General features: G+C 70.8%; 18 protein-coding genes. 11 read left to right on the top strand and 7 right to left on the bottom strand.

Translation table 11 applies throughout. The features are described from left to right. Window positions 1-379: 379 nt before the first annotated feature. A complete protein-coding gene (locus tag ACFVXJ_RS01495; RefSeq protein WP_389656808.1) occupies window positions 380-601 on the bottom strand; it encodes a hypothetical protein in 222 nt (73 codons plus the stop codon). A 345-nt stretch (window positions 602-946) separates the two neighbouring features. Here ACFVXJ_RS01495 and ACFVXJ_RS01490 point away from each other — a divergent pair, with 345 nt between their 5' ends. Then, window positions 947-2,134: a PP2C family protein-serine/threonine phosphatase gene (locus tag ACFVXJ_RS01490; RefSeq protein ID WP_389656805.1), complete on the top strand. Its 1,188-nt coding sequence runs from the start codon at window positions 947-949 to the stop codon at window positions 2,132-2,134. Window positions 2,135-2,188: 54 nt separating this feature from the next. On the opposite strand, the gene ACFVXJ_RS01485 is transcribed toward ACFVXJ_RS01490, so the two are convergent. The 3 genes from ACFVXJ_RS01485 to ACFVXJ_RS01475 all read right to left on the bottom strand — a co-directional run bounded on the left by ACFVXJ_RS01485 (window position 2,189) and on the right by ACFVXJ_RS01475 (window position 4,577). Then, on the bottom strand, window positions 2,189-2,602 hold the full coding sequence (locus ACFVXJ_RS01485) for a MarR family winged helix-turn-helix transcriptional regulator (RefSeq protein WP_389658553.1): 414 nt from the start codon (window positions 2,600-2,602) through the stop codon (window positions 2,189-2,191). 304 nt (window positions 2,603-2,906) lie between these two features. Beyond that, complete coding sequence (locus ACFVXJ_RS01480; RefSeq protein ID WP_389656802.1) at window positions 2,907-4,076, bottom strand: PP2C family protein-serine/threonine phosphatase; 1,170 nt, start codon at window positions 4,074-4,076, stop codon at window positions 2,907-2,909. A 48-nt stretch (window positions 4,077-4,124) separates the two neighbouring features. Then, entirely contained in the window at window positions 4,125-4,577 is a 453-nt protein-coding gene (locus ACFVXJ_RS01475) for an ATP-binding protein (RefSeq protein ID WP_389658550.1), read from the bottom strand. 242 nt (window positions 4,578-4,819) lie between these two features. On the opposite strand from ACFVXJ_RS01475, the gene ACFVXJ_RS01470 reads away from it, so the two are divergent. The 5 genes from ACFVXJ_RS01470 to ACFVXJ_RS01450 all read left to right on the top strand — a co-directional run bounded on the left by ACFVXJ_RS01470 (window position 4,820) and on the right by ACFVXJ_RS01450 (window position 9,243). Then, window positions 4,820-5,170 carry a PRC-barrel domain-containing protein gene (locus ACFVXJ_RS01470; RefSeq protein ID WP_389656799.1) on the top strand — a complete coding sequence of 117 codons (351 nt, stop codon included), beginning with the start codon at window positions 4,820-4,822 and terminating at the stop codon, window positions 5,168-5,170. A 92-nt stretch (window positions 5,171-5,262) separates the two neighbouring features. Beyond that, window positions 5,263-5,829 (top strand): hypothetical protein, encoded by a 567-nt coding sequence (locus ACFVXJ_RS01465; protein WP_389656796.1) that lies wholly within the window; start codon window positions 5,263-5,265, stop codon window positions 5,827-5,829. A 256-nt stretch (window positions 5,830-6,085) separates the two neighbouring features. Beyond that, window positions 6,086-7,834, top strand: coding sequence for a cytochrome c oxidase subunit I (gene ctaD / locus ACFVXJ_RS01460; protein ID WP_389656793.1), 1,749 nt, complete (start codon window positions 6,086-6,088; stop codon window positions 7,832-7,834). Window positions 7,835-7,849: 15 nt separating this feature from the next. Further along, on the top strand, window positions 7,850-8,191 hold the full coding sequence (locus ACFVXJ_RS01455; RefSeq protein WP_389656790.1) for a hypothetical protein: 342 nt from the start codon (window positions 7,850-7,852) through the stop codon (window positions 8,189-8,191). Between the two features lie 218 nt (window positions 8,192-8,409). Further along, window positions 8,410-9,243 (top strand): MBL fold metallo-hydrolase, encoded by an 834-nt coding sequence (locus ACFVXJ_RS01450; protein WP_389656787.1) that lies wholly within the window; start codon window positions 8,410-8,412, stop codon window positions 9,241-9,243. 4 nt (window positions 9,244-9,247) lie between these two features. Here ACFVXJ_RS01450 and ACFVXJ_RS01445 read toward each other — a convergent pair whose 3' ends face one another. Further along, entirely contained in the window at window positions 9,248-10,153 is a 906-nt protein-coding gene (locus ACFVXJ_RS01445) for a glycosyltransferase family 2 protein (protein ID WP_389656784.1), read from the bottom strand. Window positions 10,154-10,406: 253 nt separating this feature from the next. Here ACFVXJ_RS01445 and ACFVXJ_RS01440 point away from each other — a divergent pair, with 253 nt between their 5' ends. The 3 genes from ACFVXJ_RS01440 to ACFVXJ_RS01430 all read left to right on the top strand — a co-directional run bounded on the left by ACFVXJ_RS01440 (window position 10,407) and on the right by ACFVXJ_RS01430 (window position 12,439). After that, entirely contained in the window at window positions 10,407-11,237 is an 831-nt protein-coding gene (locus ACFVXJ_RS01440) for a rhomboid family intramembrane serine protease (protein ID WP_389656781.1), read from the top strand. An 83-nt stretch (window positions 11,238-11,320) separates the two neighbouring features. Next, a complete protein-coding gene (locus ACFVXJ_RS01435) occupies window positions 11,321-11,617 on the top strand; it encodes a hypothetical protein (RefSeq protein ID WP_389656778.1) in 297 nt (98 codons plus the stop codon). 108 nt (window positions 11,618-11,725) lie between these two features. After that, the gene (locus tag ACFVXJ_RS01430) at window positions 11,726-12,439 is read left to right on the top strand and encodes an alpha/beta fold hydrolase (protein ID WP_389656775.1); all 714 of its coding nucleotides are present in this window, start codon (window positions 11,726-11,728) and stop codon (window positions 12,437-12,439) included. Between the two features lie 74 nt (window positions 12,440-12,513). On the opposite strand, the gene ACFVXJ_RS01425 is transcribed toward ACFVXJ_RS01430, so the two are convergent. Continuing rightward, window positions 12,514-12,954 (bottom strand): transposase, encoded by a 441-nt coding sequence (locus ACFVXJ_RS01425; protein WP_389658547.1) that lies wholly within the window; start codon window positions 12,952-12,954, stop codon window positions 12,514-12,516. Between the two features lie 137 nt (window positions 12,955-13,091). Continuing rightward, a complete protein-coding gene (locus ACFVXJ_RS01420) occupies window positions 13,092-13,502 on the bottom strand; it encodes a winged helix-turn-helix transcriptional regulator (protein ID WP_389656772.1) in 411 nt (136 codons plus the stop codon). Window positions 13,503-13,628: 126 nt separating this feature from the next. Between ACFVXJ_RS01420 and ACFVXJ_RS01415 the strand changes: the two genes are divergently transcribed. Together ACFVXJ_RS01415 and ACFVXJ_RS01410 are read left to right on the top strand one after the other, a co-directional pair. Next, window positions 13,629-14,639, top strand: coding sequence for an NADP-dependent oxidoreductase (locus ACFVXJ_RS01415; RefSeq protein ID WP_389656769.1), 1,011 nt, complete (start codon window positions 13,629-13,631; stop codon window positions 14,637-14,639). 297 nt (window positions 14,640-14,936) lie between these two features. Then, window positions 14,937-18,674 carry a hypothetical protein gene (locus ACFVXJ_RS01410; RefSeq protein ID WP_389656766.1) on the top strand — a complete coding sequence of 1,246 codons (3,738 nt, stop codon included), beginning with the start codon at window positions 14,937-14,939 and terminating at the stop codon, window positions 18,672-18,674. Window positions 18,675-18,676: the final 2 nt, after the last annotated feature.

Genomic DNA, 18,676 nt, shown 5'->3' with positions numbered 1-18,676 from the left:
GCAGGTTGTGGGCTCGGGCGACGATTCTGCGGCAAGCCCCGGGCCTTGCCGCAAGCCCCCCCGTGCGCTATAAGTTGAGAAGGGCAAGGAGAGACATCTCCCTGCCCTTGTCTTTTTGCCGCCGACCTGAAGCCGCCGGCACTCCCCGCCGCCTTCCCGATGAAGACGTGGCGGGGTACCTCGCTGAGGCCACGTCAGGGAAGCGGCGGGACCCATGGGTTCGAGCCGTAATGCCGCTCCCCGCTTGTGGCCGGCGTCGGACTGCTGCCGCACTCGGTCGTAACGGTCCCCGCGTATGTGGTGTGCCTCGATGATGTGACGGGCGTACACCTCGAGTGCGGGCGTTATCACCACCCCTGAGGGCTGACGTCGCCGCGGGCTATTCCTTGGCCGGGTCGGCTCCCGGACGCTTGACGATCCGATCGCCGACCGCGATCGACTTCCACAGTCGACGGTCGATCCGGATCTTTACGGTTTCGCCGCCATCAAGGCGGATCTCGGCGAAGTGGTACATGTTCGAGCCGTCGAGCATGCCCCGGGACATGGCGGTCACGACGCCTTCCCAGGAGTCGGCACGTCCGACTTCGTGTGTTTTCGACATGATCCGAGTCTATGGAGAGTCGCAGCCGCCCCCATAGGGCCGGTAATCACCTCTCGGCCAGTACATATGTCATATGGACGTCCAAAGGCGGAGTTGGTCGCGCGCCCACGGGCACTCGGTGCGACGGCCGGCCGCCGTGATCAGAGGGCAAGACGGCGGGAAACAATTGCCCTGCGGCAAGTATCATCGACCGGGGAGTGATGAGCCGCCGGGTCTTTCGGCTCGTGACATGGCAGCGCGGTTGTCAGAGGTGGAACATGAAGAAGGGCGGCGCCGCCTTCGACGATGCGGGCCCGGGCCTCACGCCGGCTGCCCCTGCGCCCGCGGGCAATGAGAGAAGAAGCCATGAGTGATGACCGCGATGCCTGGCTCGGGGCTGCGGAGAGGGCCCTGCGAGCGGCGCCTCCGACCGCCCTCCTGGCGGCCGCCGGCGAGTTGCTGGCCAAGTACGTGCAAGCGAGCGAGGTGACCTTGCTCCTCGCCGACTACGGACTGACTGTCTTGCAGCCCGTGACGCGGCTTCCGCACACCGGAGAGCAGGTCCCGGTCCGTGAGGGGGCTCCCGCCGGTCGGGCGTTCTCCGCCGAGGCCCCGATCGTGGAGGTCACCTCCGAACCCGGCATCGTCATCGCCCACCTGCCCATCACCGTACGCGGTGACCGCTTGGGCGTGCTGTCCGTGCGCCTGCCCGAGCCCGTGAAGGGCGCTCCCCGCGTACTGGAGTTGGCTGCCTTCGCCACGGCCTTCGGGCACGAGCTGATCGTCGCGGAGCGGGACACCGATCTGTACCTGCAGGCCCGCCGCCGCAGGCGGCTCACGCTGGCTGCCGAGATGCAATGGCAGCTCCTGCCCGGGCGCGGGTTCAGCCGACCGGAAGTCACCCTCGGCGGCCACTTGGAGCCCGCTTACGCCATCGGTGGTGACAACTTCGACTGGAGCACCAGCGACGACTTCCTGACCGTCACCGTCACCGACGGGCAAGGCCACGGCATCGACGCGGCCCTGTTGACCAATCTCGCCGTGAACGCGCTGCGCAACGCCCGCCGCGCCGGCATCGGTCTCGAAGACCAGGCATGCCTCGCCGACCAGGCCGTCTATGCCGAATACGGCGGCAAGCGGTACGCGCCGTCGCTTCTGCTGCGGTTCGATCTCGCCACCGGCCGGGCGCAGGCGGTGGACGCGGGATCGCCCCAACTGTTCCGGCTGCGCGACGACACCGTGCGACGCGTGCCGTTCGAAGCGCAGATGCCGCTGGGGATGTTCGAGGAGACCGACTACCGGCTGCAGTCTTTCGAGGCGCTGCCGGGCGACCGCCTGGTGATCGTCAGCAGCGGCGTCCACGGCTCCCCGACCGAGGGGCGCGATGCCTTCGGCGAGCGGGCCCTGCAGGAGATCGTCGCCGCGACTCGCATGTCCTCCGCACACGAGACGGCCCGTGCGGTGGTGGACGGCCTGATTCAGCATCACGGGGGTCACGAGCTGCCCCAGGACGCCGCTGTCGTCTGTATGGACTGGCGTGGGAGGCCCTCCTGAGGGCCGGCTTGAAAGACCATCCCTGTATCGGGTCGTCCCTGCGCGGTGACGCTGTCACGTAGCGGGCCGCGGCCCGGCCTGCGGGCCCGTGTCGTCGCCTTCCACGGCCTTCGCGAACGCGCGCAAGCCGTCCAAGAGATTTTGTCGCTGGTCGGACGGCATGCGGCCGAGTACCTCGCGCGCGGCCTCGGAGCGCAGATCGTGCAAGCGATTTATCGCCTCCTGGCCGTGCAGCGTCAAGGTGAGCCCGATCTCCCGCCGATTGTCCTCCAAGCGGCGCCGCTTCAACAGCCCTGCGGCTTCCAGGCGATCACACAACCTGCTGGTGGCGGGGGCACCCGTCCCGATTTCCTCGGCCAGCCGGGTCAGGTTGATGCCGGGCAGGCGCAGTACGACGACCAAGGCCCTCACCTGCAAATTCGACAGGCGTGGGGGAGTGGATTGCCCGGCTCGACCCCAGAGGTCCATCAGAGCCCCGGCCGCTTCCGTCACCTCTCGCGCCATGCCGCGCAGAGGGTCTTCGGGTGGTCCCGTGCGGTCCATTGTGGCCGTCACTCCCGTGTGCAGGTGCGAATCCTTCTCAGAGAGGAACCGTCCGGCGACGGGCTTCCGACTGAATGGATACGGGTCGTGTGCCCTCTCTGATAAAAGTATCCCTGCCGAGCGCCACAAATGTCCCTGGGCACGCTGAGTGCCTTTCTTCACCCCGGGCCCACCCGCACCGGCCGTAGCGTCACGCGTGGCGGAGCGGGCACTGCCCCGCGGCGTTCGATCAGGCGGCCGGTCGGCCGAACCAGTCCAAGCAGGTCACCAGCGCGTCGTCGTCGGCGGCGGTATCACGGTACGCCGCCAGCTCCCGCAGGATGGCCCGCGGCACCGCGGCGGCGGGCAGCAGGCTGGTGGCATGGATGGCACGGGCCAGAGCGCGTTCGCTGTAGGGCTCGCCGCCCTTGCCGGGAGCTCTGTAGACACCGTCGCTGACGAAGACCAGCCGGTCTCCGGGGAGGGCGTCGAAGTCCTGGGCGACGTAGACGGACTCCTCGAACATCCCGAGAGGGAACTGCGCCTCGAAACGCACCCGCTCCACCGATCTGTCCCGGCACCGCCAAAGCTGCGGGGAACCGGCGTCCACGACCTTGCCGCGCCCGGTCGCCAGTTCGAACGAGAGCAAGAGGGTGGACACATACTCCCGGCCGCGGTGTTGCCAGTAGATGGCCTGGTCCGCCAACGCGGCCTGGTCGGCGATGTCGACGCCGGCCCTGCGGGCGTTGCGCAGGGCGTTGACGGCCAGGTTGGTCAGCAGGGAAGCCCGGATCCCGTCGCCCATGCCGTTCGTGACGGCCAGGGTCAGGGTCTCGGCCGTGGTGGACCAGTCGAAGTTGTCGCCGTGGATGTCGTACGCGGGCTCCAACTGCGCCCCGATCGCGTACTCCGGGCGCGCGCAGGCCCGACCGGGCAGCAGTTGCCATTGCATCTCGGCGGCCAGCGTAAGCCGGTTGGCCCGCCTCGCCTGCAGGTACAGGTCGGTGTCGCGTTCGGCGACGACGATCTCGTGGCCCAGCAGTTCCGCCACGTCTCCCAGTTCCGTGATCGTCTCCGGCTCGCAGAGGCGCCCCGGCATGCGCACGGTCAGGATGCCCAGCCTGTCCCCCCGTACGGTCACCGGCAGGTGCAGGTCCATCGCGTTGTCCCGGGCGGCGTACTGACCGAACGGCTCTTGACTCTCGAAGGCGCGCCCCTCGGGGGACGTCTGCACCGAAAGGGGCTCCGCCGTGTGAGGCAGAGCCGTGACTTGTTGCAGTACGGACAGGCTGTAGTCCGCCATCAACAAGTCCACCCCGATCGCGTGGTAGTGCTCGACCAGCGCGGTGCGAACAGCGTGGAGAAGGTCATGGGGTGCCGCTGTACGCAGGGCCCGCTCCACGGCCAGGAATCTCGTCATGGTCAGGTTCATCTCCTTCGCAGTGGTCCGTGGTTCGGAACGAGGCGGTCATCCGGGTCCGACCAGTGCCGGGTCGGTGTCGTTTCGAGACAGGCGAGCGCAGACGGTTTTCCCGCCGCCGTGGTCGTACGTGATCTCGACCTCGGTCGCGAGACGGTGGATCATCGGCCATCCGAACCCTCCCGCGCCTCCGTTCAGGTCAGGCGTGCGCAGGCGAGGCGGACGAGAGCTGGAGTCGTGGACGAAGACGTCGATGTGGTCCGCGCCGGCCTTCAGCCGCAGGACGCATGCCCCGCCGGCGTGGCGCAGGGCGTTCGTCACCAGTTCCGACACGACAAGCGCGACGGTTTCGCGAACCAGCGGGGGAACGTCCGGTTCAAGATCCTGGAGGAATGCCCCTGCGACCCGACGGCTCCGCGCGACAGCCCCGGGCCGACGCAGGGAAAGGGGCAGGGCCCTATCCGCGGCGGTGGTTGTCGAGTCGGTCCCCGAGTACGGCATCAGGCTCACCCCGGTCTCTCGTCGTCCGCGTGTGGTGGCTCCTACCTCGGAGCAACTGCCCGAAATCACAAACGTGTAACGCACAAGCGGCCCTGGCCGCCCCGCGGCGGCGGTCGTCGCCCGGGAACCGCCCCAGGTGTGAGGCGCGCCGTGTGGGGCACATGGGCGGTCGCGGCAGTGCCCCCGCCCGGGCCGGGCGGGACAGGCCGAGGGCCGCACGCAACCGGACGAGAGGAACTGCCGTGGACGTGAACGTGTGGGGCTACCGCGAAGGGTCGGGCTGGGCCGAGGCCCTCGACCTGAAGGGTTACGAGGTGGAGGCGGCGGACGGAACCATCGGCAAGGTCGGCAAGCACTCGGACGAGGTCGACTCGGCGTACATCGTCGTGGACACCGGCCCTTGGATCTTCGGCCGGGAGGTCCTCCTCCCGGCGGGCACGGTCACGCGCGTCGACACGCAGGAGAAGAAGCTCCACGTCGACCGGACGAAGGACCAGATCAAGGCGGCCCCCGAGTTCACCGGTGACAAGCACATCGAGGACCCCGAGTACTACAGCCGGATCGGCGGGTACTACGGCAACCTCCTGGGTTGAACGGGAGGAATCCGCGGTAACGCGCCCGTCGGCGCCCGCGCAAGGGTCTGGGACCCTGTTCTCACCAACACGCACCACCTGGGGGCCCCGGGATGCCGAACAAGCCCGAGACGGAGGAAGCGGCCCAGTGGTACCGGTTCGCGGCCCTTCTGCCGCGGGCCCAGGGTCAGGACTTCACGGATTGCTGGAAGATCGGGGAGCAGGAAGCCGGGCTTGACCTGCTCGTCGCCGGCCTCCTGATGAACGGCATCGCGATCAGCGAGTCGACGCGGGCGGAGATCGCCGTGGTGTCCGAGGTCTGGGGCGTGTGGACGGCGCTGGAGCCGGGGATTCAGCGCTGCGTGGGCAATGACCGGGACGACGCTCCGCTGAGACTGATCCGGCACGTCGAAACGGTCCCCTTGGACGGCAACACCATCGGCGCGGGCGCCGCCCTGGCCGGCCTGTTCGTCGTTCCGTGGATCACGTGTGACCTGTGCGGACACACCCTTGGACGGGTCTACGACCGCGAACCGTGGGGCGGCCTCTCTCATCTCGCCCGCGGTTACGTGCTGTTCTTCCCCGGCCAGAACACCGCGACGATCCCGTTCGGCGTCCAGTCGGCGTGGAACGCGTTGAACGCGGTGCGTCTTTCCTGCAAACCCGTCAACGACACCTGACCTCGCGGCCCGGTGACCCCCGACCACACGGATGGCGTCATCGAAGCCCGCCGCCTCGGGTATCGGCCGTCCGGGGAGGCCGGCCCGGCCCGCAGCCGGGCACCGTCAGCGCGGCGGATGCCCGATCACCCTGATGCGAAGCGTTGCGCAGACCCTGTCGCGTCACTCTGCGTAGTACAAAGGTGAGCGGTGCGTAAAGAACCGGTGCCGCGGGTACCGGAGCGTCCGTGCACTTGTCTTCCGTAAAGGACACTTCATGGTGACGTCGATCGAGCCTGTCACGCCGATTCCCGTACGGGGCCGCTCGTGGGGCAGAGTGCTCGTCTCGTGGTTGTCGACGACGGACCACAAGAAGATCGGGCACCTTTACCTGATCGCCTCGTTCGTCTTCTTCGTGATCGGTGGCGTGCTGGCCCTGCTGCTGCGGGCGGAGTTGGCCCGGCCGGGGCTGCAGTTCGTCTCGAACGAGCAGTACAACCAGATCTTCACGCTGCACGGCACGATCATGCTGCTGTTCTTCGCGACGCCGACGTTCGCCGGGTTCGCCAACGCGATCATGCCGCTGCAGATCGGTGCGCCGGACGTGGCGTTCCCCCGGTTGAACATGTTGTCGTTCTGGTTGTTCTTCTTCGGCGGGGTCATCGTCGTGGCGAGTCTGCTGACCCCGCAGGGCACGGCCGACTTCGGGTGGACGGCCTACACCCCGCTCAGCAGCGTGCAGCGGACCCCGTACATCGGCGGCGACATGTGGATCATGGGGTTGGCGATGTCCGGCTTCGGGACCATCCTGGGCGCGGTCAACTTCGTCACCACGATCATCTGTATGCGCTCGCCCGGGATGACGATGTTCCGGATGCCGATCTTCACCTGGAACATCCTGCTGACCTCGGTGCTGGTGCTGTTCGCGTTCCCGGTCCTGGCGGCGGCGCTGCTGGTGCTGGAGGCGGACCGCAAGTTCGGCGCGCACGTCTTCGACCCGTCCAACGGCGGGCCCATCCTGTGGCAGCACCTGTTCTGGTTCTTCGGGCATCCGGAGGTCTACATCATCGCGCTGCCGTTCTTCGGGATCATCACCGAGATCCTCCCGGTGTTCTCCCGCAAGCCGGTGTTCGGCTACCTCGGCCTGATCGGCGCGACCATCGCGATCGCGGGCCTGTCGGTGACGGTGTGGGCGCACCACATGTTCGCCACGCAGGCGGTCCTGCTGCCGTTCTTCTCCTTCATGACGTTCCTGATCGCGGTGCCGACCGGGGTGAAGTTCTTCAACTGGATCGGCACCATGTGGAAGGGCTCGCTCTCCTTCGAGACGCCGATGCTGTGGTCGGTCGGGTTCCTCGTGACGTTCCTGTTCGGCGGCCTGACCGGCATCATCCTGGCCTCCCCGCCGATGGACTTCCACGTCACCGACTCGTACTTCGTCGTCGCCCACTTCCACTACGTGGTCTTCGGGACCGTCGTGTTCGCGACGTTCGCCGGCTTCTACTTCTGGTGGCCGAAGATGACCGGCACCATGCTCGACGAGCGCCTCGGCAAGATCCACTTCTGGACCCTCTTCATCGGTTTCCACCTCACCTTCCTGGTTCAGCACTGGCTGGGCGCCGAAGGCATGCCGCGCCGCTACGCCGACTACCTCGCCGCCGACGGCTTCACCACCCTCAACACCGTCTCCTCCATCGGCGCCTTCCTGCTCGGCGGCTCGACCCTCCCCTTCTTCTACAACGTCTGGAAGACCGCCAAATACGCGCCGCGCGTCACCGTCGACGACCCCTGGGGATACGGCCGCTCCCTGGAGTGGGCCACCTCCTGCCCCCCGCCGCGCCACAACTTCGTCACCCTCCCGCGCGTCCGCTCCGAATCCCCCGCCTTCGACCTGCACTACCCGGAAGTCGCCGCGTTCGACCACGCGGGCGATCACGGCAAGCGCGACGTCATCGACCAGGACAACGCCGCCGCCCCCCGCGGGTCCCTGCCGGGCTCCGGCCCCGGCCCGGACCAGCCCCGCTGACCGGCACGGACGGCGATGAACGAGCGGCATTCATCCGAGGTGGAAGCCGGCCTGGCCAGGCTCGAGGGCTACCTCATGAGCCAGGCCGCCCGCCACGAGGCCGATGAGGCGGGCGAGAGCTTCGCCCAGGCCCTTTCCTGGCTGGGCCCCGACGAACAACGCGTGATCGCCGAGCGTTTCGCCCAACACCACCTGCGGCTCAAGCGGCAGATACTGACAGCGGTCGTGGCCCGAGCCGAAGAACTCAAAGGCGAATACGGTCTCCGCTACGCGGTCCTTCGCCGCCGCCTGGTCGGCCTCACCGTCGCGGCCTTCGCCTTCCTCGCGACCGTGGTGGCCCTCCTCACCGCGGCGTGAGACCCCTGCCCCCGTGCCGTGATCCGGACCTGGCCCGGGCGTCGCGGAGCAGTACGCCATTGCGCAGAAACGGGCTGTATCACCCGAACCTCACGGTGAACTCGCCAGGCGCCTACCCGGCGACGCGCCGCCACGCATTCGCGCGTGCGTCGTGAGGGGCCGGGTAGGGGCCCTCACGGGTGGGCGACGACAGAGGAACACCCGGCGAGGAGGTCGGTATGGACCCGTCAGGCGCGGACAGGCTGGAAATCGACTTCATCGGCAATGCCACCCTGCTGCTGAGGTACGGCGAAATGACGTTGCTGACCGACCCGAACTTCCTGCACAAAGGCCAGTACGCCTACCTGGGCCACGGGCTGGTGAGCCGGCGCCTGCGCGAGCCTTCGCGCAGGGTCGACGCCTTGCCCAGGCTGGACGCCGTCGTCCTCTCGCACCTGCACGGGGACCACTTCGACCGGGTCGCCCGAGGCGGTCTGGACCGTCACCTGCCGATCCTCACCACACCGCACGCTGCCCGGCGACTGCGCAGGTGGCACGGCTTCCGCGAGGCACACGGTCTTCCGACGTGGCAGGAAGAGGCCCTGCACACGGGTGACGTCCACGTCCGGGTCACCGCCCTGCCGGCCCGGCACGCGGGCAATCCCGTGCTGCGACGCCTCCTGCCGCCCGTCATGGGTGCTTTGCTGCGGTTCGGACGGGTCGGCCTGCCCGGGAGCGTCAACCTGTACCTGACCGGTGACACGCTGGTATTTGAAGGGCTGAGCGAAATATCGCGCCGGTTCCCGGGCATCGACCTGGCGGTCCTCCATCTCGGCGGAACCACACTGCCCGGGGGGTTGCTCGTCACCATGGACGCCGACCAGGGGGTCGAACTCAGCCGGCGAGTGGCCGCCGCCCGATACATGCCGGTGCATTACGAGGAATACACCGTCATGAAGTCGCCCCTGTCCGCTTTCCTGGACGCCGCGCGCCGGGAGGGACTGGCCGAGCGCCTCGTGCTCTGCCCACCCGGAGGCGCCACTACCGTCCTGGCCGCTCACCGAACGCCCTGATCCGTCACACCGGGAATCCCTCCCGGTCCAGGCGTCGGGCGGCGGCTTCCACGGCGGCCGGGAGCAGCCGTCGCTCGCTCAGTGCGGCCGGTAGCCGTTTGATCATCTCGCGCAGCGCGGTGCGGGCCTCGGGGTTCCGCCGGGCCTCCATGACGAGTTCGCGGGTGTGTCGCACGGCGACCGGAAGCGGCCGGCGCATCCACGCCGTCAGCGCGGCGTTGCGGCGCTGGACGGCTGGGCGCCCCGGCCGTACCCCGCCGGTCGGGCAGTGGACGGCGACGACGTCGGGGCAGTGGCAGACGCCCCAACCGCGTGCGGCCAGGTCGTAGGCGAGCAGGGTTTCCTCCCCGCCCAGGAAGAGGATCGGGTGGTACCCGCCCGCTTCGAGGTAGGCGTCGCGGCGCGCGACGGCGGCGCAGGCCAGGAAGCCGAGCACCTGCGGTCCGGGCAGGTCGCCTGCGAGACCGAGGGGGGAGGTGGCGAGCCTGCCGTTCAGCGGATCGGCTTCACCTCGCGGACCGACGTGGACGCCCGCCGCGAGCAGCCCGAGCCGATCGTGCCGGTCCAAGACGTCTGCGGCACGTTCGAGTGACCCCGGTTCCCACCAGGAGTCGTCGTCGCTGAACGCCACGTAGGGCGTGGTGGCGCGGCGTACGCCCAGCGTGCGGCCCGGGGCGCCGAGGTTGCGGCCGGGTGTGAGGACGGTGGCCCGAGGGTGGTGCTCGGCCACGGCGTCGGGGGTGCCGTCGGTCGACGCGTTGTCGACGACGATCACCGGTGGTTCCTCGGGAAGCGCGGCCAGCCGGTCGAGCGTGTGCAGCAGTTGCACGCGGCGGTTGTGGGTGATGACGACCACGGTGACGCGCGCGTCAGGACTCACAGCCGGGACCTCCGGGACCTCGGACGGCATCGGCTCGCCCGCAACGCGGCTTCGCCCCCACGGTGAACGCGGGACGAGGCGACAGCATAAGCAGCTCGTGCGCCCGTGGTCCCTTCCACGGCGTGCGTGGGTGTGTCGGGCGGCTCCGCTCGGGCCGATCAGGGCCGAGGTGGCCGACATGTCGGTGGACGTCACTCGCCGCCGCCACCGGTTCCCGGCGGCGCCTGACGGACGCCGGCGCCGGACGCGTTCGATACGGGCCACGGCCGGGCAGGGGTCCGGTGTGGTCATTCCCGTTCATGATGCGAACCCGACCCGGCGCGTCCCGTGGGTGACGTACGCGCTGATCGCCGTCAACGTGCTCGTCTTCCTGCGTACGCCCGGGGTCGTCGACTCGGTGACGGGCGACAGCGGGCTGCTGCAGTCGTGCCGCCTGGATGCCTTCCTGGAGCGGTGGGCCGCCGTTCCGATCGAACTGATCCACGACCGGCTGCCGCGGCTGGTGCCGACGGGGCGGGCGAGCGTCGGGCCCTTCGGGGCCGGGTGCCTGGCCGGCCCGCCCGCCTACGACAAATCCCCACCGTTGTCGGTCCTGACCGCCATGTTCCTGCACGGCAGTTGGCTGCATCTCCTCGGCAACATGCTCTTCCTGTGGATCTTCGGCGACAACATCGAGGACCGGCTGGGCCGTGCGCGCTACCTGCTCTTCTACGGGGTCTGCGGTTACGCCGCCACCTACGGGTTCGCGCTCTTCAACGCCGACTCCCCGGCTCCGCTGATCGGCGCGTCGGGCGCGATCTCGGGCGTCCTCGGCGCGTATCTGGTGCTCTTCCCCCGGGTCAGGGTGTGGGTGCTGGTGCCGTTCCTCATCTTCCTGCCGTTGCGGCTGCCCGCCTGGGCCGTCCTGGGCATGTGGTTCGGCCTGCAGGCGCTCTACTCGTACGGCTCCGGCGTCTCCGAAGCCGGCACCGTGGCGTACGTAGCCCATGTCATCGGCTTCCTGACCGGAATGCTGCTCGCCTGGCCGCTGCGCCGGGGTACGCCGGCCCCTCCGCCCGGGCGGCAGGGCGCGGTGTGGGGACGACAGGCGCGCCCCGGCTCGGCTTGGCGATGACCGGGACCGTTTTTCGAGGCTTGTTTCGTGGCGAACGGTCCGGGCAGGCGCTCCGGGCGAGATCCGGCAGTCAGGAGGACGGGATGAACGAGCAGCTGCCCGAGGCCGAGCGCCAGGCGTGCGGCACCGAGGTCACGCCGGACCAGGTGCGGGCGCTCCTTTCCGCGCCGGACGAGCGGACGCTGGTCCTGATCGAGGGGCACGCCGAGGTCGTCCCGTCCACCGGGCCGCCGGCTCGGCGATCCGCAGGCGCACTGGAAGTCGCCTCCGGCCGGGACGTCGCCCATCTGGCCGGCGCCGGCGCCGGCCCCGCGACCGAAGACGAAGTCGTCGCACTCGCCTCACGGCTCTCTACGATGGTGGCCCAACTCGGGGCGTGACCAGGCGTGTCGCTCTCGCCCGGTGTGCGGTGCCCTTGGCGGTGCGCTAGGGCGTGTGTCGAAAGTATTTCCCAGGAGATCGTCAGGCTGCCCGGCTACGGTGCGGGCATGGTGAATTTCGTGCTGGTCGCAGGTGCACGGCTGGGGGCGTGGGCGTGGGGCGAGGTGGTGCCGTATCTGCGCGCGGCTGGCCACGGCGTCTATCCGGTGACGCTGTCCGGTCTTGCTGAGAAGCAGGGTGTACCGGCGGGGCAAGCGACTCATGTCCAGGACATCGTTGCCGAGGTGGAACGCCAGGATATGCGTGATGTAGTCCTGGTGGGTCACAGCTACTCGGGCATCCCGGTAGGTCAGGCCGCGGAGCGGATCGGTGACCGACTGGCCCGCGTGGTATTCGTCGACTCAAGTGTTCCAGCTGACGGCGAGTCGTTTGTCTCCGCCTGGCCGGACGGCGGGGCTGCAGTGGAGGCATCGATCGCCGAGAGCGGAGGGTTTTGGCCGCTCGCGCCGGCTGCTCATTACGACGGCGAGGGTCTCACCGATGAGCAGATCGCACGCCTCGTGCGTGGCTCGACGCCTCACCCAGGTGCCACGCTGACCGAGCCCGCTGTACTGTCGGGGCCGCTCGGTGAACTTCCGGCGACATACATCCTGTGCGTGATGCCAGGGGCCGAGCCTGACGACGCCGAGCCCGACGAAGATGTGGCTGAGCTGCTGAACAGCAAGCGCTGGCGGCTGGTCAAGATGGACACCGGCCATTGGCCGATGTTCTCCCAGCCGCGCGAGCTGGCGCTGATTCTCCTCAATGCCGCCGTGGAGTGAGAGCACCTCCATGCCTGCGGGCCGGTTTTGGACGCGCTTGATGTGTGCTGGTCACAGCCATTCGCCGATGGCCGCTATGAGGACGGTCGCCTCTTGAGTCGGTTGATCCCACACTCGACCGCGTGGCGCTCACGGTAGTCGACCGGGTCGAACTTCGGCGGCCGGCCGCCGCGAGAGCCGGTTTGCGGTTGCGCGCCTGGTCGGCCTTGTCCGGGATGGTGCAGCGGATCCCTCGGCGACGCAGGCAAGCGCGGTTCTTGCGGGAGGCGTACGCCTTGCCGGCACGCACCCGGTCGGGGCGGACGCGCGGCGGCCCGGCTGGACTGGAGCCGGCTGAAGACCCGGTGCCAGGTGCCGTTTCGCTGCCATCGGCGGAACAAGTCGTAGATCCTGCCCCACGGGCCGTACTCGACGGGCACGTCCCGCCACGGAACGCCCGTTCGGACCCGGAACCGTATGCCGTCGATCAACTGCCGCCGGCGCCAGACAGGCGGCCGCCCCGCTTTCGTCCCCATCGGCAACAACGCGCTGGACGTGTGTGTTCCTTGGTCGGAGCACATGATCCAGACGAAGGCCGTTCCCGCGTACGGCGGTTACCGAACCGAGCGATCAAGTACGAGGCACCGTTCGACCTCGGACGTTAAAGATCAGGCTAGAGGGAACGGGGCTCCTCGGGGCGTGCGTCGAATGCGGCGCGGGCGGCGTGGACGCGAGAGGCGTGGTCGACGGCCCAGTCGGCGACGGCGGTCGTGAGCGCACCGGCGGCGTGTCCGAGATCGGTGAGGGAGTACTCGACGCGCGGGGGCACGGTGGGGTAGACGGCGCGGGCGACGAGGCCGTCGCGTTCGAGGGCTCGCAGGGTCTGGGTGAGCATCTTCTGCGTCACGCCGTCGAGCAGCCGACGCAGTTGGCTGAATCGCAGTGGTCCGGGGGAGCGGCGCAGGGCGGCGAGGACGTACAGGGACCATTTGTTGGCGAGGACCTGGACGACCGTGCGGGAGGGGCAGTCGCGGCGGTAGGTCGCGGGAAGCTCGGCGGGGTCGCGGCGCAAGTCGGTATCCATGAGGTACCTGAATATCATTCAGGTACCTACTTCACAAGCGATACCTGCTGCGACCAGGATGATCGCCATGGCGAGGCGATCGGAAACGGCCCGGTCCTCGTCCGCATCGATCACAAGGGGGATTCCATGGGCAGCGGTATGCGTACGGTTGTCGTCCGCGAGTACGGCGGGCCTCAGGTGTTGGAGGCGGCCCGTGCGCCGGTGCCGGAGCCGGGCCCGGGCGAGGTTCTGGTCAAGATCGCGTACGCCGGGGTCAACCCCGCCGACTGGCGCATCCGCTCCGGGCGTGTGCGCCGCTTCGGGACCCCGCCGTTTCCGATCGGCCTTGACCTGGCCGGGACCGTCGAGGCGGCCGGCCCGGAGGTCACCCGGTTCCGGCCGGGCGACCGCGTTTACGGGGTGACGATCCCGCCGCGCGGCTCCTACGCCCAGTACGCGGCCGTCCCCGAGACCCAGTTGGCCGCCGCGCCCCGGCATGCGGGCCTGCGCGAGGCGGCGGCGCTGCCGGTGACCGGGCTGACGGCGTGGCAGGCGCTGGAGCGCGCGGGGACGGTGGGAGAGGGCAGTCGGGTGCTGGTCCACGCGGCGGCGGGCGGCGTCGGCCATCTGGCGGTCCAGTTGGCCAAGGCACGCGGTGCGTACGTCATCGGCACCGCTCGCGAGGCCAACCACGCCTTCGTACGCGGGCTGGGGGCGGACGAAGTCCTCGACTACACCGCGACGGACTTCGCCGCCGAGCTCGCCGCCGACGACCGCCGGGTGGACGCGGTGATCGACCCGATCAGCAGCGACTACGGCCTGCGGTCGCTTCAGGTGCTCAGGGCCGGCGGCGTCCTGGTCGACGTGCGGGGTACCGGCCCGGACCGCACCGCCCTGCGCGCACGTGCCGGCGCGCTCGGTCTCGGGCTGGTCGAGCTGTCCTTCACCCCGTCCGGTGAGGACCTGGCCACCCTCGCCACCATGGTCGACCGGGACCTGCTGCGGGTCTCCCTCGCCCGCACCTACCCCCTGGAGCTCGCCGCCGAGGCCCACGCCTCCAGCGAGTCGGGGCGCACCCGTGGCAAGATCGTCCTTTCCATCGACACCGACCCCGCCCCGGACCTCGAAGCCGACATCGACGCCGATCCGGTGCCGTAGCCTCGTCGATCCCGACCGGCCCGTGAAAGAACGACCTGACCTGACGACGGCACAGCGGTGGTGTCCGAGCCGGCGGGCGACGGGCAGGGCGACGGACGGGCCCCGGGGCCGGACCACGCGGATGCTCGTCGCGCGGGCGCCTGTCGCGTAACACCCGCTCGGGCAGGCCGGCGTCGGCGCCCGCTGCCGGCTCCGGTCGGTATGTCGGCGCCCGTCGCCCGGTCCCTGTGCAGCCGTCAGACGGGCGGCCCCGCGGGCGGCGACCGGTTGTCAGACCCCCGTCCTAGCATGGTGATCATGAACCACTCGAAGACCTGTACGGCCGCCGACGTGTTGCGCGGGCTCCTCGCCCCACCACGCGCCCATGCGGACGCGGACGCGGAGGCGACCACTGCCCCGGGGCTCACCGCACTCCGGGTCATCGAGGAAACACGTCCGGCGCGTACGGTCGGCGCGGGTGTCACGGCGGCCGGTGGGGCGCACGGTGAAGCCGCCATCCGCCTGCGCGAGCTGACAGGCAGCCACCTCACGGGCCGTCCCGACCGCTGGCTCGGCCTCCACGACGCCCTGGCCACACACCGCGGCACGCTTCCCGTCCTGCTGGCCGACGTACCGCCACCCGCACCGGTACCCGGCCCCGACGAGGTCAGACCACCCGCGCCCCGCAGCGTCCACGCCACCTTGGCGTTGCTGCTGGAACACACCCGGCCCGAGGACGCGGCCGGCGCGCCGGCCGCCCTGCCCGACCGGACGGTGGAGGCGCTGCTGTCCACCGGTTCGCTGCCCGGCCCCCACCTCGTGGCCGCCGTCATCGAGCACGGGGATTCGCGGACCCGTACCGCCCTGGCCCGCCACAGCAGGCTCGACGCCCGGGTGCTGGCCCGGCTGCTCGCCCTCGGCGACCCCCGGGTCGGCGCCGCCGTCTACCGCAACCCGCGCTGTACCCCGTCCCTGCGCCGCACCCTGGCGCACCGCCTCGACCGGATTCCGATGGACCCGGGCCTGCGGGCCGAACTGACCGACCCGACCGGGAACCCGCCGAGCACCTGGCTCACACCCCTGCTCGGCTGCGGCGACCCGCAGTTGACCGCCCGCGCCCTGCCCCACGCCGGCCGGGGCGCCGCCGAGCGGTACGCGCTGGTCCGAGTGTGGGAGTGCGCCGGACCGGCAGCGGTCCGCGCCCTCCTCGACGACCGGACCCTCGCCCGGCTCCTGAGCCGGCCCGTCGTCGCCGCCGTCGGCAAGGCGCTCGCCGACGACACCGGATCCGGCGAGGGCGCCGCGCTACGACGGCTGCGCGAGGGGTGCGAGTCCTACGAGGACCCCGCGCGACTTCCGGCCCTGCTGGCCACCACCCGTGGCACCAGCAGTCTGCGCGACCTGCTCTGCGAGCCGTACGCGCACGACCTGCCGGCCCTGGCCGAGGCGCACGCGGCCACCCCGTTCATGCCCAAGGCGTGCGAAGAGCTGGCCCGCCACGAGGACGCGAGCGACGAGCAGCGCCTGGCGTTCCGGCTGAGCGTCCTCAACGAGCCCTGGCGCGCGGGCGGCCGGAGGTCCGGGAACACGCACCCGCCGGAGCAGCGGCTCGCCCGGGAAGCCCTGGACGACTCCGCCGCCCGGTGGGCGGAGGGCATGGTCGCCGCCGGACTGCTGGACCCCGCCGAACTGGTCCGCACGGCACACCCCGCCGTACACGCGCTCGACGCGCTGACCAGGCTGGCCGACCGGGGGCTGCTCGGCGAGGACGCCCCGGCCGCCCTCCGCGCGCCGGTCGAGGCCCACCTCGGCGAGCGCGCCGAAGCGTGGAACGCGGTGAACGCGCTCCTGCCGGGCCACCAGGGCACCCTCCTCACCCTGCTCGCGGAGGCGGGCGACTCTCCGTCCCCCGGCCCCGCCCCGACCGCCGTACCCACGGGGCCCTGCCAGGACACGGCCGCCCACACCGGACAAGCGGCAAGCCCCCGTGTAGTCCCCGATCCCGCGACCGGGTCAGAGTCCGAGACCGAAACCGAGACCGAAACCGAGCCCATCCGGTCCGGAAGCGTCCGTCCCGCGCCGCCGGAGCCGGTCGGCGTCGAGCCGCCCCGCGCTCCGGGACGGCCGGAGGAGCGGGCCGCACTGGCCGGCCTCGACCTGCTGCGTTCCCTCGCCGTCGCCCCCGACGAGGTCCCGCTGCCCACCGATCCCGGCGTGCTCCGCTTCCTGGCGGACCACCGGAGGTGCGACGCCCCTGGTCTCGCCACCCCCGCGTGGCTCGTCCGTGCCTGCGCCGACCACGGTGTCGAACCGTCCCACGACGGCGTCTGGCACAGCGCCCCCACCCTCGCCGAGGTCCGAGCGGAGCGCCCGGAGAGCTGGGGTTCCAGCGCCGTACTCACCGAAGAGGCATACACCCAGGGCATCCTCCCGGCCGAAGAACTGCCCGCACTGCTGCCGGCAGACCGCCTGCTCCGGCTCCCGTACGACTGGCGCCGCCTCGCCTTCGCCCATGCCTGGCGGGCCGCCGTCGCGCGACTGTTGCGTTCGGAACTCGGCACCGACCCCGAGGGCTGGCTGCGCTTGGCCGAGACCGCGTCGGCCGCCGCGGGGCTCGTCGGTCGACGAGCGGCCGACGGCCCGACCTGGGTCGAGCTGCTGGAGCTGTCCGCCCGGCCGGCCGACGTCTCCGCGGGGATGTCGGCGTACCGGCCGCTGGACCAACCGGCGCAGGGGTTCTTCAGGCCCCGTCCCACCACCCCGGACGAGGCGATCGCTCTCCTGGGACGGGGCGATCACGGCTGGACTTGGCCGATCGGCACGCTGCTCTGTCTGGCCGAGGCCGAAACCGTCGACGCGGTCCTGGCCCGTCTCGGCCCGGACGGCTCCTGGCTGCTCGCCGCGTACCTGCTGCGCCACGAGCGGACGCCCCGCACGGTCTTCGACCGACTGCTGGCAGGGCGCGATCCGCACGCCCTGCGTGTTCTGGCCGCGCAGTCGCGCTGGCTGGAGGACGGCGCCGACGTACGGCTCGCCGACCTCGACGACCCGGAAGTGGACCTCACCCTCCTGCGGAACGGCACCACAGCGCGGACGGCCCTGCGCATCGTGACCCGGTCCCGTTCCGGCTCCCCTGCCGGCTCCCACCCGCGCCCCGGAGCGCGGGCCGTGACCGTCGGCGTGCTCGCGCTGGCGGAGGTACGGCGGAACGGATCCGCAACGCCGCCGCCCGGAGGATCCCGCTGGCTGTATTCGGCCGAACCGGACCTGATAGAGGAGGTCTTCGCCCGCCAAGGCGCCGACCTGAGCCTTCTCCAGCAAATCCTCGGCTGCCTGAACCTGCTCCGACACGGCGGCACCGACCGCCTCACCGCGCTCGTCCGACGTGACCTGCTCGGCCGAGCGGCCACCACCCTGTGTGTGAAGGCGCTGGCGTCGGCGGACCCGGCGGCCGTACTCCGGGCCCGGGTCGCCCGGGAACTGGCTCCGGCCAAGCTCATCGCTCGGCTGCGGCGCGATCGTCCCGCCTGGCAAAACCCGGGCGGGGCGGCGTCCGTACCGGGCGGCATCGACTGGGAGGCCGTGGAGGCCGCCCACGCCCACGAGCCGTTGCCGCACTGGGACCGGCTCGTCAACCACCACGACGCCCCGGCCGACCTGCGCTTGCGCCACGCCGCCCTCGTACGGGAACCCGGCGCGGACGGCCTGCCCGACGGCGCGGACCTCACGCGGGCCCGTGCCCGCCACGGGCTGGGCGGGCTGTTCCACTGCCCGCCGGCGGTGCAGCTCGACGGGCTGCTCGGCTCGGGCATGCTCACCGCCACCGACCTGCTGCACCAGGCGGCCCCGGCGGCGCTCATGCTGGCCTACCTGGCCGGCGCCGCCCGCCGGACGGACGCCCCTGAGCAGGCGCGCGCCGCACTGACAGCCCTCACCGACCTCGTGGCCGGCCACCTCGGCACCGATCCGCAGGCGTGGCGGCGCGTGACCGACCGGCTCACGGGGCGGGATCCGGGATGGGACCACCTGTCACCCGTGGCAGCCCTGCTGACCTGACC

This window comes from Streptomyces sp. NPDC058279, from assembly GCF_042881255.1.
Taxonomy (GTDB): domain Bacteria; phylum Actinomycetota; class Actinomycetes; order Streptomycetales; family Streptomycetaceae; genus Streptomyces.
This window is presented reverse-complemented; position numbering and strand designations above follow the sequence as displayed.